This is a genomic window from Streptomyces sp. HUAS MS02 (assembly GCF_055702265.1).
Window position 1 is genome coordinate 3,196,413 of record NZ_CM146747.1, and the last position, 14,686, is coordinate 3,211,098.

Annotated in this window: 11 protein-coding genes; 1 reads left to right on the forward strand and 10 read right to left on the reverse strand. The window is 72.0% G+C overall.

Annotated elements, in window-relative coordinates:
* Positions 1 to 12: 12 nt before the first annotated feature.
* The 5 genes from ACZ9QC_RS13530 to ACZ9QC_RS13550 all read right to left on the reverse strand — a co-directional run bounded on the left by ACZ9QC_RS13530 (position 13) and on the right by ACZ9QC_RS13550 (position 3,942).
* Complete coding sequence (locus ACZ9QC_RS13530; protein WP_472920372.1) at positions 13 to 222, reverse strand: hypothetical protein; 210 nt, start codon at positions 220 to 222, stop codon at positions 13 to 15.
* Between the two features lie 147 nt (positions 223 to 369).
* Complete coding sequence (locus ACZ9QC_RS13535) at positions 370 to 693, reverse strand: hypothetical protein (RefSeq protein WP_472920373.1); 324 nt, start codon at positions 691 to 693, stop codon at positions 370 to 372.
* On the reverse strand, positions 690 to 1,058 hold the full coding sequence (locus tag ACZ9QC_RS13540; RefSeq protein WP_005480495.1) for a WhiB family transcriptional regulator: 369 nt from the start codon (positions 1,056 to 1,058) through the stop codon (positions 690 to 692). The genes ACZ9QC_RS13535 and ACZ9QC_RS13540 overlap by 4 nt, the downstream gene beginning before the upstream one ends.
* A gap of 173 nt (positions 1,059 to 1,231) precedes the next feature.
* Complete coding sequence (locus ACZ9QC_RS13545) at positions 1,232 to 1,555, reverse strand: hypothetical protein (protein ID WP_045559069.1); 324 nt, start codon at positions 1,553 to 1,555, stop codon at positions 1,232 to 1,234.
* A gap of 164 nt (positions 1,556 to 1,719) precedes the next feature.
* Positions 1,720 to 3,942, reverse strand: coding sequence for an ATP-dependent DNA helicase UvrD2 (locus ACZ9QC_RS13550; protein ID WP_472920374.1), 2,223 nt, complete (start codon positions 3,940 to 3,942; stop codon positions 1,720 to 1,722).
* A gap of 217 nt (positions 3,943 to 4,159) precedes the next feature.
* Here ACZ9QC_RS13550 and ACZ9QC_RS13555 point away from each other — a divergent pair, with 217 nt between their 5' ends.
* Positions 4,160 to 4,402, forward strand: a complete 243-nt coding sequence (locus tag ACZ9QC_RS13555) for a mycoredoxin (RefSeq protein WP_184899186.1) — start codon at positions 4,160 to 4,162, stop codon at positions 4,400 to 4,402.
* Between the two features lie 13 nt (positions 4,403 to 4,415).
* On the opposite strand, the gene nudC is transcribed toward ACZ9QC_RS13555, so the two are convergent.
* The 5 genes from nudC to ACZ9QC_RS13580 all read right to left on the reverse strand — a co-directional run bounded on the left by nudC (position 4,416) and on the right by ACZ9QC_RS13580 (position 14,557).
* Complete coding sequence (nudC, locus tag ACZ9QC_RS13560; RefSeq protein WP_472920375.1) at positions 4,416 to 5,363, reverse strand: NAD(+) diphosphatase; 948 nt, start codon at positions 5,361 to 5,363, stop codon at positions 4,416 to 4,418.
* Positions 5,364 to 5,460: 97 nt separating this feature from the next.
* Positions 5,461 to 6,873 (reverse strand): dipeptidase, encoded by a 1,413-nt coding sequence (locus ACZ9QC_RS13565; RefSeq protein ID WP_472920376.1) that lies wholly within the window; start codon positions 6,871 to 6,873, stop codon positions 5,461 to 5,463.
* A 10-nt stretch (positions 6,874 to 6,883) separates the two neighbouring features.
* Positions 6,884 to 10,435, reverse strand: coding sequence for a UvrD-helicase domain-containing protein (locus tag ACZ9QC_RS13570; protein ID WP_472920377.1), 3,552 nt, complete (start codon positions 10,433 to 10,435; stop codon positions 6,884 to 6,886).
* A gap of 58 nt (positions 10,436 to 10,493) precedes the next feature.
* Positions 10,494 to 13,880, reverse strand: coding sequence for an ATP-dependent helicase (locus tag ACZ9QC_RS13575; RefSeq protein WP_472920378.1), 3,387 nt, complete (start codon positions 13,878 to 13,880; stop codon positions 10,494 to 10,496).
* Positions 13,881 to 14,191: 311 nt separating this feature from the next.
* Positions 14,192 to 14,557, reverse strand: coding sequence for an MGMT family protein (locus tag ACZ9QC_RS13580; RefSeq protein ID WP_467300441.1), 366 nt, complete (start codon positions 14,555 to 14,557; stop codon positions 14,192 to 14,194).
* Positions 14,558 to 14,686 lie beyond the last annotated feature (129 nt).

The following is a 14,686-nucleotide window of genomic DNA, read 5'->3' on the forward strand; positions in this document are numbered from 1 at the left end:
TCGCGGGCGGGTTCACCACCAGGCCGAGTCCAGCCTGCCTTCGATCGCTCGCAGGTTCTCCCTGGCGCAGGTCTCGCAGAAGTAGCGCCGTGCGCCGTTCTCCACGGAACAGATCCACAGAGGTCGAGGGGCGTCGGCGGTGGTGCCGCAGCGGGCGCACACGAGGGTCTGGGGTTTTGCGGCGGGGCCGCCCTGGTCACTGTCCCCGGAAAGACTCGTCACTCGGCGACGATATCGCCGCCCTCGGCAGATCCGTGGGCACAACGCACCGCGGGGGCCGGTCCCTTCGGACCGGCCCCCGCGGGGAGCCACTACTGGTGGTGGTGATGTGCCTGTCCAGGCAGGGTCATGCCGGTCGCCGTGTGGCGACTACTGCATGACCGCCATGGCGAGCGCACGGCGGGCGCGCAGCGAGGCGCGCTCGGCCCGGCGCTGCATCCGCTGAGCGACCGCCAGGCGCATGGCCCGGCGTTCCTGCTCAGCCTGGTGCAGGCGCTCGTGCATATGCGCACGAGCCAGGGCTTCTGGCATGAGATGCATCTCTCGGGTCCTGTTCTGGCGCGAGGCGTTCGCACCGGTGGTGGTGAAATCAGGTGTCGGGGAGCCGGCGGGCTCGCTCGTGGACGGCTTCATCGGGGCCTGCTTCTTGGGGTCGTGCGTGAGGGGGCGGTCGATCGTTCCGGTGATGTTCATGCCGTGACCGGGTTCTTGCGCGGGCGACCACGAGGCCGCTTGCGGGCCACGACGACACCCTGGACGAAGAGCTCGCCACCCCAGACGCCCCAGGGCTCACGCCGCTCCTTGGCGCCGGCGAGGCAGGCCTCCATCAGCGGGCAGGTGCGGCAGAGGGACTTGGCGTACTCGACATCGGCCGGCGACTCGGCGAAGAAGACCTCCGGGTCGTAGGAACGGCAGGGGACGGGTACGCCGAGGTTCTCGATGGCGTCGTCGAGCGCGGTGAGCGCGGTGAGCGGGGTCAAGGTGGAGTCCTCCGTGAGGCCGGGCGGGGGGATCGTTTCGGAAGGCGGTACGGACGGGGCGTGCGCTTCGAGTTGCACGGGTCGTCTTCCTCGTCTGGTCGTTCCGGCCTGTTGGCCGGTGGCGGCTGGTACCGGGTTCTTTTCTTGTCCCGAGGCCCCTTCGCTCTGTAGTCCCTGGTCAGGGACAAACAGAAGGGCCGCGGATCCCGGATGGGGTTCCGCGGCCCTGAAGGCGCCGGCCTGATCGTCGATCAGGCTGGATCACTCCAGGGTTCAGGCCCACGGAAGGCCCACATCAGGTGGTGCTGCGTCGTCTGCTTCCGGAATCCGGCACCGGCCGCCGCGAAGGCATAGGCCTGGGCCTGTGCCTCTACTGCTGCTTCCAGTGCCTTGGTCGGTCGCTCATTGCGCTCACGGACGGGGAGACCCGCCAGAGACACGGAGGACGCCGGACGGCCGCCACTGATGGCGGACAGACCGGTGCCCAGGTTCGAGACGCCGAGCATGCACAGGGAGACGGCCGAGCGATCGGTCATTTTGACCGTGCTGATGTAGCTGGTGTTGATGCTGATCACTGGACTCGCCTCCTCTCGGCGTCTATGGGGACCGGTGTGAACCGATCCGACGGATATGAAGTACATCACGAAACCAGGGCCTTCGAGAAGGCCGCTGCTCTCGTGCCTAAGAACCTATGGGGATTGCTGGGGCATGCGCAAACTATTTTTTCGACGAGTTCGTATCAGTCGTTCTCGTCCTCGCACCCAGGCTCCCGACCTGCGCAGATGTCGAGAACATCGGCGCCGTAGCGCTGCAACTTGCGGGCGCGGACGCCGGGGATGCGACCGAGTTCAACCGGAGTACTCGGCCCCGCTTCCGCGATCGCCATCAGTGTCCGGTCCGTGAAGACACAGAAGTCCGGTTGGCCGCTGCGCTGCGCCTGGACCGCGCGCCACTCACGCAAGCGCTCGTAGAGCCCCTCGTCCATGTCGGAGGGGCAGTCCTCGCAGCGCATCAGCTTCATCTCGCCGGCGTCCCGCAGGGTGCGCCCGCAGACCCGGCAGCGGGCCGGGGTCCGGCTGGTGCGGCGTGGCGCCCCCGTCGCGGCGCCGCCCCCGAGGTCACCCGTCCGGCCGCCCGGGAAGCCCGGTTCGACGCCCCCGGAGCCGCCCGTGGCGGTCCGTCCCGCGGTGGCGGTCGATCCGGGGCGCAGGCCGTTGAGGAATCTGCTGGGGCGGCGGTTGGGACGGCTGCCGGGTGAGCGGGACAGGGCCCAGGAGACGGAGAGGTGTTCGCGCGCGCGGGTGACGCCCACGTAGAGGAGCCTTCGCTCCTCCTCGATCTGTTCGTCCGTCCTCGCGTAGGTGATCGGCATCATGCCCTCGGCGACCCCGACGAGGAAGACGACGTCCCACTCCAGGCCCTTGGCGGAGTGCAGCGAGGCGAGGGTGACGCCCTGGACGGTCGGGGCGTGCTGGGCGCCCGCCCGTTCGTCGAGCTCCGTCACCAGGTCGCCGAGTGTGGCGTCGGGCTTGGCGGCGGCGAAGTCATGGGCCAGGTTCACCAGGGCCGCCAGTGACTCCCAGCGTTCCCTGACCGCTCCGGAGCCCGCCGGTGGTTCGCCGGTCCAGCCCTCGCCGGACAGCACGGCTCGTACCTGTGAGGGGAGGTCGACGGCGTCCTCGAGGAGGGTGTCGTTGCCGCCGAAGCGCGCGGCCGCCCTCAGCGCGGCCCCCGCCTTGCGCACTTCGGGGCGGTCGAAGAATCGTTCCGCGCCGCGCAGCTGGTAGGGCACGCCGGCGTCCGCGAGAGCCTGTTCGTAGGTCTCGGACTGGGAGTTCGTGCGGAACAGGACGGCGATCTCGCCGGCGGGGACTCCGGAGGCGATGAGTTCGCGGATGCGGCGGGCTGCTCCCTCGGCCTCGGCGGGCTCGTCCGCGTACTCGGTGTACCGGGGCTCGGGGCCCGGGGGGCGCTGGGAGATCAGTTCGAGGCGATGGTCGGCGGCGCGACCGCGGGCCTGGGAGAGCAGGCCGTTGGCGAGGTGGACCACCTGCGGGGTGGAGCGGTAGTCACGGACGAGTTTGACGACGGTGGCCCCGGGGTGGCGGTGGCGAAAGTCGAGCAGATGGTCGGGTGTTGCGCCGGTGAACGAATAGATCGTCTGGCTGGCGTCGCCCACGACGCACAGGTCGTCCCGGTCGCCGAGCCACAGTTCCAGCAGGCACTGCTGGAGGGGGCTGACGTCCTGGTACTCGTCGACCACGAAGTGCTGGTACTGGGAGCGGACCTGCTCGGCGATGTCGTGGCGGTCCTGGAGGATACCGACCGTGAGCAGGAGGACGTCCTCGAAGTCGATGACGGCCCGTTCGCGCTTCAGGTCCTCGTACGTGGCGTAGATCTGGGCGATCTCGGCGGGGTCGCGGGGGGCTTCGCGGCCGTGCTTGGCGGTCGCGGCGGCGTAGTCGGCGGGGACGGTGCGAGTGACCTTCGACCACTCGATCTCGGCGGTCGCGTCGCGTAGTTCGTTGCGATCGAGACGGATGCGGCACGCGGCGGCGGCGTCCGCGACGAGCTGGATCTTGCGGTCGACGATGCGCGGCATGCCGCCGCCGACCGCTTTCGGCCAGAAATACTGGAGTTGGCGCAGTGCGGCCGAGTGGAAGGTCCGGGCCTGGACCCCGGCGGCGCCGAGCTGACGGAGCCGGCCGCGCATCTCTCCGGCGGCGCGGTTGGTGAAGGTGACGGCGAGCACACTGGCGGGCTGGAGCATTCCGGCCCGCACTCCGTAGGCGATGCGGTGGGTGATCGCCCTGGTCTTGCCCGTACCGGCGCCGGCCAGCACGCACACCGGACCGTGCAGGGCGGTGGCGACCGCGCGCTGCTCGGGGTCGAGCCCATCGAGCACCGCGTCGGCCGAGTCGGGGACCCGCGGGAAGAGGGTGGAAGGCGTTGCTGCTGTCACACGGCCATGCTGCCAGGTCGCCGGAGACGGCTGAGCAAGTTGTCCACAGGCAGGCCCCCGTAGTCGTACTAATGCGGCAGGCGCCCCTGTGCTCCGGTGTGCCGACGCGGGGGCAGCGGTGGTGGACGCCACCCGAGCGGGGGAATGGCGGGCCTGTCGCGTACGTTCCACTCACTGCTACCAAGCACCCCTCAGACCGTGAAGGAGCGCCAGGGACATGTCGGGCACTGTGACGATGTACAGCACCACGTGGTGCGGCTACTGCCGTCGGCTGAAGAGCCAGATGGACCGCGAGGGCATCACGTACAACGAGATCAACATCGAGCAGGACCCGGAGTCCGCGGCGTTCGTGGAGAAGGCGAACGGCGGGAACCAGACGGTCCCCACCGTCCTCTTCCCGGACGGCTCGACGCTCACGAACCCTTCGCTGGCGCAGGTCAAGCAGAAGATCGGCGTGTGACCACGGACAGGCTTCAGCCGGTGTGACCTCGTGTCGGCAGGGGCTTGCCGTACCAGAGTTCGATCAGTCGGGCCGCGATCGAGATGCCGTAGGGAGGCGCGACCTCCCCGGACTCGAACGCGGCCCGCAGTTCTTCGCGGGAGAACCAGCGGGCCTCGTGGATCTCGTCGCCGTCGACGTCGACGGTGGTCGAGGTGGCCCGGGCCATGAACCCCAGCATGAGGCTGGAGGGGAAGGGCCAGGGCTGGCTGGCGACGTACTCGACGTGGCCGACCGTGATGCCGACCTCTTCCTGGACCTCGCGCCGCACGGACTGCTCGATGGACTCACCGGGCTCCACGAAGCCGGCGAGGGTGGAGAACCGCCCCTCGGGCCAGTGCACCTGGCGGCCGAGCAGGATGCGGTCCTCGTCGTCCGTGACCGCCATGATCACCGCCGGGTCGGTGCGCGGGTAGTGCTCGGCACCGCAGGCGGGGCAGCGCCGGATGTGGCCGGCCGCCGCGATGACGGTGCGCTCGCCGCAGCGGGAGCAGAAGCGGTGGGTGCGCTGCCAGTTCTCCAGACCGACCGCGTGCACCATGAGACCCGTGTCACGGGGCGACAGCAGCATGCCCGCCTCCCGCAGCCCGGCCGGGCGTGCCGACTGGTCCATGCGGCCGGGGAGCGCGTCCTTCTGCAGTGCGAAATAGCTCACACCGTCGGCGTCGGTGCCCAGGAAGTAGCGGTGCGCCTCGGTGAGCGGGGCCTCGAAGGAGGGCGTCATGACGAGTTCGGTGGCGCCGTCCGCGGTCTCGTCGATGAGGACCTGACCGCCGGAGACCACGAAGCAGCGGGTCGTGGGGTGGCTCCAGGCCGCCGCGAGCCAGGCCTCGTCGAGCCGGTGGTGGGCGGCCCGGTCGATGCCGCTGGGGGCGGTGAGCGCGATGGGTCGGTCGGCGGTGTGGTCGGTCCAGGTGGTCACGGGTGCTTCCAACTCCCCCGGTGAAACGGTTGATGGGGCGGGGCGGTTCGGCGGGGCGTGCGGTGGGCTGGGCGTGCCGGGGCGGTCGGGGTCTTCTTCAGTGTGCCTCGTGGGTGCTTTCGGCCAGTTCGCCCCAGAGGTACGCGCTGGTCTCGACGCCCTTGAGAAGCAGATCGAGTTCGACCTTCTCGTTGGGGGCGTGCCAGCCGTCGGAGGGGACGGAGATACCCAGGAAGAGCACGGGGGCGCCGAGGACTTCCTGGAGGTCGGCGGCGGGGCCGGAGCCGCCCTCGCGCGTGTGACGGACCGGCTGCTGGAACGCACGGCCCATGGCCCGCACGACCGCCCGCAGGGCCGGGTGGTCCAGGGGCGTCAGGCAGGGGCGGGTGGAGCCGGTGAACGTGATCTCGTGCCGGATCCCGGCGGGGATGCGTTCGGCGGCCCAGGCGGTGACCGCCTTCTCGATGTGATCCGGGTCCTGGCCGGCGACCAGGCGGAAGGACAGCTTCACCATGGCCGAGGACGGGATGATCGTCTTGCTTCCGGCGCCCTGATAGCCGCCGCCGATGCCGTTGACCTCGGCGGTCGGGCGGGCCCAGATGCGTTCCAGGGTGGTGTGACCGGCTTCGCCGTGCGCCGCGGTCGACCTGGCCGTGCGCAGCCATCGCTCCTCGTCGAAGGGCAGTTCGGCGAAGAGTTCGCGCTCGCGGTCGGTGAGTTCGACGACGCCGTCGTAGAAGCCGGGGATCGCCACGCGCGCGTGCTCGTCGTGCAGGGCGGCGACGAGACGGGCGATCTCGATTGCCGGGTTCGGTACGGCACCGCCGAAGGAGCCGGAGTGGATGTCCTGGTCGGGGCCGTACAGCCGGATCTCGCACTCGGCCAGGCCGCGCATGCCGGTGCAGACGGTGGGGGTGTCCTCGGCCCACATTCCGGTGTCGGAGACGACCACCGCGTCGGCGGCGAGCCGTTCGGCCCGGGCCTCGACGAGGGCGCGGAAGTGCGGGGAGCCGGATTCCTCCTCGCCCTCGATCAGCATCTTCAGGTGGACGGCGGGGGCGCTTCGGCCGGTGGCGGCGAGATGGGCACGGACACCGAGTGTGTGGAAGAACACCTGCCCCTTGTCGTCGGCCGCCCCGCGCGCATGGAGTCGGTTCCCACGGATCACGGGGTCGAACGGCTCGGTGTCCCAGCCGTCCTCGCGCGCCGCGGGCTGCACGTCGTGGTGGCCGTAGACCAGCACCGTGGGTGCGTCGGCGTCCGTGGAGGGCCATTCCGCGAAGACCGCGGGCGCTCCCGCCGTCTCCCAGACCTCCACCGTCGGGAAGCCGGTCTCCCGGAGCTTGGCGGCCAGCCAGTCGGCGCTGCGCCGTACGTCCGTCGCGTGTTCGGGCTGGGCCGAGACCGACGGAATGCGCAGCCACTCCACGAGGTCGTCGAGGAAGGCGGCACGGTGGTTCTCGATGTACGTACGGACGACGCTGACGTCGCTGTCAACGGACTGGCTCATGCTCACGAGCCTATCGGCCCGCGGCGGCATGCTCGTCAGGCGGTTCGTCCGTGAACGCCTCCGGTTCGTCCGCCGACGGCTCCGATCCCTCCGTGGCCGGATCCGGTCCCTCTTCGGTACCGGATTCCTCCAGGAGCAGTCTTTCCAGTGCGTCCCGGCCGGGGAGGTTCGCCGGCCGGACGACGGCTCCGGTGCGGACGTACAGGAAGACGGCGTCGACGGACTCCAGCGGCACGCCCTGCTGCTCGGCCCAGGCCAGCCGGTAGACGGCGAGCTGGAGGGGGTCGGCGGCGCGGGTGCGGCTGGTCTTCCAGTCGACGATCTCGTACGTCGTCGTCCCGTCGCCGTCGTCGTCCCGGTAGACGGCGTCGATGCGGCCGCGCACGACCCGGCCGGCGATGTCGATCTGGAAGGGGGCCTCGACCCGGTGCGGGGTGCGGTGCGCGTACGGCGTGCGTTCGAATGCCTCTTTGAGGGCTTCCAGGTCCAGTTCGTCCGCGATCTCGGCCTCTCTGCCGGGCAGTTCCTCGGGCTCCAGCATCGGCAGCCGCAGCTCTTCGAAACGGGCCTCCAGCCAGGCGTGGAAACGGGTGCCGCGCCGGGCCGCGGGCTGTGGGGGGCGCGGCATGGGGCGGGCGAGTTCCTGCGCGAAGCCGTCCGGATCGGCGGCGAGACGCATCAGCTGCGAGGTGGTCAGCGACGCCGGCAGGGGTACGTCGGTGACCTTCGCGCGGGCTCGCACGAGTTCCCCGGTGAGGGCGTCCAGGTCGCGGTCCCACGAGGCGACGGTGCGGGCCTCCTCGGGGGTGAGCCCGGACGCGCCGGGATGCCTGCGGGCGTGCGGCACGGCGGGCGTGCGCCCGTCCGGCGCGGGGCGGTCCACGCGCGCGTGCGGAGCCTGCGCGGGACGGTCCGACGACCAGGAGTCCCAGTCGTCGGTGTCCTCGTCGATGAAGGGGGCGTCGTCCTCGTCGATGAAGAGGCCTTCGTCCTCGCCGATGGGTGGTTCGTCCGGGAAGTCCTCCTCTGTTGCCCCCGGATGCGTGTCCTCGTGGGAGGCGGCGCGGTCCAGGTGGGCCAGGACGGTCCGGGCAGCCGCCCTGCGGCGCATCAGAGCCGCGTCGTCGAGCGGGAGCGGCCAGGCGTGGTCGGCCGCCGTCGCGTGCAGAGCGGGGTTCTCGGCGTCCTCCTCCGGCTCGTCGGCCCATGCCTCGATCTCGCCGTGCCCGGCGACACAGTGGTCGTACAGGGCCTTGAGGAAGTCGGACGGCCCGCGGCGGCGCTTCTGGGACGGGCCCCACCAGTGGCCGGAGCCGAGGAGCAGGGAGCGGGGGCGGGTGAACGTCACGTAGCCGAGGCGGAGTTCCTCGGTGTGCTGGTGGTCCTTCATGGCCTCCTGGAAGGCCTTCAGGCCGCGCGAGTCCCAGGCCTCGACGTCCGGCAGGGTGTCGGCGTCGCCGCGCAGCTCGTGCGGCAGGACCTTGCCCTGGGCGGTCCACTTCTCCCGGCCCTGGGTGCTGGGGAAGGTGCCGGTGACCAGACCGGGGACGGCGACGACGTCCCATTCCAGGCCCTTGGACTTGTGGGCGGTGAGGACCTTGACGGTGTTCTCTCCCCCCGGCAGGGCGTTGTCGAGGCCCTTCTCGTACTGGGCGGCCGTGCGCAGGAAGCCGAGGAAGGCGAGGAGGGTGGCCTCTCCGGCGCTGTTGGCGGCGAAGGAGGCGGCGATGTCCAGGAAGTTGGACAGGGTCTCGCGGCGGCGTGCGGCGAGCGCGTGGGGGGAGGCGGAGAGTTCCACCTCCAGGCCGGTGACGGCGAGGACCCGGTGGAGGACGTCCATGAGCGGGTCGGCGAGCGAGCGGCGCAGATCACGCAGTTCGGCGGCGAGCCGGGCGAACCGGATGCGCGCGTCCGTCGAGAACGGCAGGCCGTCGTCCTCAGCCTCGGCTTCGAGGGGGAGTTCCAGGAAGGTGTCCAGGGCGTCCGCCAGCGAGATCACCTCGGACGGGTCGACGCCCTCGACGGCAGCGGCGAGCCGGCGGTCCGAGTCGGCGTCACCGTCCACGCGCGCGTGGGACACGAGCAGCCTGGCCCGGCGCCCCAGGAGAGCGAGGTCGCGGGGCCCGATCCGCCAGCGCGGGCCGGTGAGGAGGCGGACGAGGGAGGCGTTGGCACCGGGATCCTGGAGGACCTCGCAGACCGCGACGAGGTCGGCGACCTCGGGGAGGTGGAGCAGTCCGGAGAGGCCGACGACCTCGACCGGGATGTCCCGGGCGACGAGCGCGCCCTGGATCTCGGCGAAGTCGGTGGCGGTGCGGCACAGGACCGCGATCTCGCCGGGCTCCTTGCCGGTGCGCACCAGATGGGCGATCGAGTCGGCGAGCCAGTCCAGTTCCTCGGCGTGCGTGTTCAGCAGGGCGCAGCGGACCACACCGTCGCGTTCGGCGCCGGGGGCGGGCCGGAGGGCCTCCACGCCCGCGTGCATGGCCCGCAGGGGCTCCGCGAGACCGTTGGCGAGGTCGAGCAGACGGCCGCCGCTGCGGCGGTTCTCGCTGAGCGACTGGCGGGTCGCGGGGCTGCCGTCGGGGTGGGCGAAGTGCTCGGGGAAGTCGTCGAGGTTGGCGACGGAGGCGCCGCGCCAGCCGTAGATCGCCTGGCAGGGGTCGCCCACAGCCGTCACGGGGTGGCCGGTGCCGCCCCCGAACAGACCTGACAGCAGGACGCGTTGGGCGACCGAGGTGTCCTGGTACTCGTCGAGCAGGACCACGCGGAACTCGTCCCGCAGGATGCGCCCCACCTCGGGGAGTCGGGCGAGGCGGGCGGACAGGGCGATCTGGTCGCCGAAGTCGAGGAGGTCCCGCTCGCGCTTGGCCGCGCGGTAGCGGCCGACCAGTTCGGTGAGTTCGCGTCGGGCGGCGGCCGCTTCGGGGACCTTGCGCAGATCCGCGTTGGTGAGCTTGGCACCCTCCAGTTCGCGCAGCAGGTCGGCGTCGTACGCGCGCAGGTCCTCGGGTCGTACGAGGTGCTCGGCGAGTTCGGAATCGAGGGTCAGCAGGTCGCTGACCAGGTCGGGGAAGGAGCGGGTCAGTGCCGGGTAGGGGCCCGGGGACTCCCTCAGGACGCGTGCGGCGAGCTGGTAGCGGGTGGCGTCGGCGAGGAGCCGGGAGGTGGGTTCCAGGCCTATGCGCAGGCCGTGGTCGGTCAGCAGGCGGCCCGCGAAGGCGTGGTAGGTGGAGATGACCGGCTCGCCCGGCGGGTTGTCCGGGTCGATCACGTCCGGGTCGGTGATGCCCGCTTTGACCAGTGCCTTGCGTACGCGCTCGGCTAGTTCGCCCGCCGCCTTGTTCGTGAACGTCAGGCCCAGCACCTGTTCGGGGGCGACCTGTCCGGTGCCGACCAGCCACACCACGCGCGCGGCCATCACGGTGGTCTTGCCCGACCCGGCTCCCGCCACGATCACCTGCGGCGCGGGCGGCGCGACGACGCAGGCCGTCTGCTCCGGGGTGAACGGGATGCCGAGGAGCTCCTTGAGCTGCTCGGGATCGCTGATACGGGCGGACATTCCAGAGAGGCTAACGCCGACCACTGACAGCGGCCGCCGGGCCGCCGAGCGGGCGCGGTCACTCGACCACGTGACGGCCCTCGGGGCGGGCGCTGCACGATGCCCGGAAAGCGCAGTGTGCACAGTGTTGTCCGGCGGTCGGGGAGAAACGCTCGTCCAGGACCTTGCCCGCGGCGGTGGCCAGGAGGTCCGCCACCCACTCCCCTTCCGCGCCTTCGACGGGGCCCTGCGCCTGCACCTTGGGGACGCTCTCGCCACCGTTCTTCTTGGCGGCCCCCTGCCGCAGCTGGACGAGTTCGGCGCCGCCCGGTTCGGGACGTACGCCACCGAAGGGCTCGTCGACAGCTCCCTCGCGGACCGCGAGCTGGTACACGGCGAGCTGGGGGTGGCGGCTCACCTCGGCGGAGCTCACGGACTGCTTGCCTGTCTTGAAGTCGACGACGTAGGCACGGCCCTCGGTGTCGGTCTCGACACGGTCCATGGAGCCTCGGATGCGCACCTCATAATCGCCCGCCTCGAGGGTGACGTCGAAGTCGTGCTCGCTGGCCACCGGGGCCCGCCCCGCTCGGTCCATGACATGCCACTGCAGGAAGCGTTCGAGCGCCACGCGCGCGTGCTGCTTCTCCTGGTCCGACTTCCAGGGCGCGTCGAAGGCGAGCGCGTTCCAGACGGAGTCGAGGCGTTCCATGAGGACGTCGAGGTCGGCCGGGGTGCGCCCGGAGGCGACCTCGTCGGCGAGCACGTGGATGACGTTGCCGAAACCCTGGGCGGCGGTCGCGGGCGCGTCGGCCTTCACCTCACGGCCCAGGAACCACTGCAGGGCGCAGGTGTTGGCGAGCTGGTCGAGGGCGCTGCCGGACAGCACGACGGGCTGGTCACGGTTCCTGAGCGGCACCTTGCTCTCGGTCGGCTCGAACATGCCCCACCAGCGGTGGGGATGCGCCGACGGCACGAGCGGACGGCCGTCCTCGTCGCTCAGCGCGGCCAGCCGGGCCAGCCGCAGGGCGGCCGCCTCGCGGAGCGTCTCGGACACGCGCGGGTCCACCGTGGTGGCGCGCAGCTCGGCGACGAGGGCGGCCACGGACAGCGGGCGGCGGGGACGGCCCGTGACGTCCTTCGGCTCGACCCCCAGTTCGGTGAGGAAGCGGGAGGGCTGATCGCCGTCGTCGGCTGGGGCTTTCACCGCGGTGACGACGAGGCGCTCACGCGCGCGCGTGGCGGCCACGTAGAACAGACGGCGTTCCTCCGCGAGGAGGGCGCCCGGCGTGAGCGGTTCGGCGAGACCGTCGCGGCCGATGCGGTCGGCCTCCAGGAGCGAACCGCGGCGGCGGAGGTCCGGCCAGAGCCCCTCCTGGACACCCGCGACGACGACCAGGCGCCACTGCAGGCCCTTGGCGCGGTGCGCGGTCATCAGGCGTACGGCGGCGGGGCGGACGGCCCGCCCGGTCAGCGTGTCGGCGGCGATGTCCTCGGCCTCGATCTCCGCCAGGAAGTTGAGGGCGCCCAGGCCGCCGGTGCGCTCCTCCGCGCGGGCCGCCGTGGCGAACAGCGCGCACACGGCGTCCAGGTCACGGTCCGCGTTGCGTCCGGCCGTGCCACCTCGCCGGGCGGCGCGTTCCAGGCGCCGGGGCCACGGCGTGCCGTCCCACAGCTCCCACAGCGCCTCCTCGGCCGTACCGCCGCCCGCGAGGCCTTCACGGGCCTTCCGCAGCAGCGCGCCGAGGCGCTGTGCGCCCCTCGCGTACACCGGATCGTGTGCCACCAGCCGTTCCGGCTCGGCCAGCGCGCGTGCCAGGAGTTCGTCCGACGGCGGCGGTACGGGGTTGCCGCCGGCTCGCTCCTCCTCGCGCAACGCGCGGCCCAGGCGTCGCAGGTCGGCGGTGTCCATACCCGCCAAGGGGGAGGTGAGGAGGTCGAGCGCGGTTTCGGTGTCGAGCCAGCAGGGCTGCGCGTCGGACGGGTGGGACCGCCCGGACGGATCCGCCGGTTCGGACACTTCGGGTGACTCGTCGGCTTCCTCTGCCGAGCCCGTCACGGCCGTCGTCTCCCCCAGCTCCGCCCGCGCCACCGCCCGCAACGCCGTCAGCAGGGGCTGTACGGCCGGTTCGTGGCGCAGGGGCAGGTCGTCGCCGTCGATCTCCAGGGGAACGCCCGCAGCGGTGAGGGCGCGCCGGATCGAGGGGATCGTGCGGGCGCCGGCGCGCACCAGGACGGCCATCTCGCTCCAGGGGACGCCGTCCTCCAGATGGGCCCGGCGGAGGACGTCCGCGATGTTGTCCAGTTCGGTGCCCGGCGTCGGGTACGTGTAGACCTCGACGCGCCCTCCGTCCCGTACGGGCCTCAGCTCGCGGTGGGTGCGTACCTTCTCGGCGGGGAGGCGGGTGAGCGGCATGCGCTGGGTGAGCAGGCGGGTGGCGCCGAGCAGGTTCGCTCCCGAGCGGCGGGAGTTCCTGAGGACCGCGACCGGAGCCTGGCGGCCGTCCGCGCGCGGGAAGACCTGCGGGAACTCCAGGATGCCGTTCACGTCGGCGCCCCGGAAGGTGTAGATCGACTGGTCGGGATCGCCGAAGGCGACCAGGGTGCGGCCGCCTCCGGCGAGGGTCCGCAGCAGCCGTACCTGCGCGGGGTCCGTGTCCTGGTACTCGTCGACGTAGACCGCGTCGTACTGGGCGGACAGCCGCCGGGCGACGTCGGGGCGGCCGGCCAGGAGCACCGCGCGATGGACCAGTTCCGCGTAGTCGAGCACGCCCTGGAGGTCGAGGACATCGAGGTACTCGGCGAGGAAGGCGGAGGCCGCGAGCCAGTCCGGGCGGCCGATGCGCGCGGCGAAGGCGCGCAGGTCGTCGGGGGCCAGGCCCAGTTCGCGGCTGCGGGCGAGGACCGCGCGGACCTCGTCGGCGAAGCCGCGTGTGGTCAGGCAGGCGCGCAGTTCGTCCGGCCAGCGCACGTGCGCGAGGCCCAGGCGTTCGAGGTCGGGCTGGCCCGCGAGGAGTTCCCGGACCGCCACGTCCTGCTCCGGGCCGGACAGCAGCCGCAGGGGCTCGACGAACAGGTCGCTGTCCTGGTGGGCGCGGACCAGCGCGTAACAGAAGGAGTGGAAGGTGGTGGCCTGGGGGGCGCGCGCGGCGCCCATGCGCAGCGCCATGCGGTCGCGCAGCTCCACGGCGGCCTTGCGGCTGAAGGTGAGGACCAGCACGCGCGCCGGGTCGCCCCCGCGGGCGATGCGGGCCGCCACCGACTCGACGAGCGTGGTCGTCTTGCCGGTGCCCGGACCTGCGAGAACGAGCAGGGGCCCCCGCTCGTGGTCAACCACGCCGCGCTGCTCGGCGTCCAGACGAGGGGGGTCCGTCCGGGCCGGTGGGGTACGCACCAGTCGGTAAGCGCCACGGCTCCCCTGTCGCACCTGGGTGTGCGACAGGCGCCTGGTGGAGAAAGAGGAGCTCACGTGGTTCGCCGGTCCTGGTGGGTGTGCGGGGTGTCACTGTCGACGCGGTGCGCCGGTGTCGAGGGGTGGTGGTCGGGAATCGGGTGTGCGGCGTGCCGCTCGGCGAGGAGGGTGGCCGCGGGGTGAGAGGGACACGCGCAGCCGACGCTACGCCGACGGGTGGTGCGGAAGCAGGGCTTCCCCTTAAGCCCTCCCGCCGTGCACGGCACATGCGTCCCTCGCCCCACGAACGTACGGCATGGCACCGACGTGCCACGCGTCCCCCGTACGGGCCAGGGGCCGCACCGAGGTCCGTCGGATGGCGGAAGCTGTCAGGTGTGACCCTCCGCGCCCCCACCGCCGTCCCAGCGCGCCCGTCTCATGTCGACGCGCGGGACATGGCCCTCGGTGGCCCGGCTCGCCTCGCGCAGGGGGGTCGCCTCCGCGCGGTAGTGGTCCAGGGCCCTGAGTTCATGGCCGGGCAGCAGGACTCCGTCGGCGCGGACGACGCGCCACCAGGGCACCGCGCCCCCGTAGAGGGCCATGACGCGGCCCACCTGGCGCGGGCCGCCCTCCCCCAGCCATTCGGCGACGTCCCCGTATGTCATGACCCGCCCCGGCGGGATCAGGTCGGCGACCTCGAGGACCCGCTCCGCGTACTCCGGCAGGGCGTCCGCCGGAAGGCTCTCCTCGCTCATCCGCCCCATCCTGCCCCACCCCACCGACAATGGGACGTGGTGGCCAAAGGGTGCGTCCCTCGCTCCGGGGGCGGTCTTCGGGCAGACTGTGCGCCCCCGCATTGCACCCTGATGCCCCTGTGTGCCCAT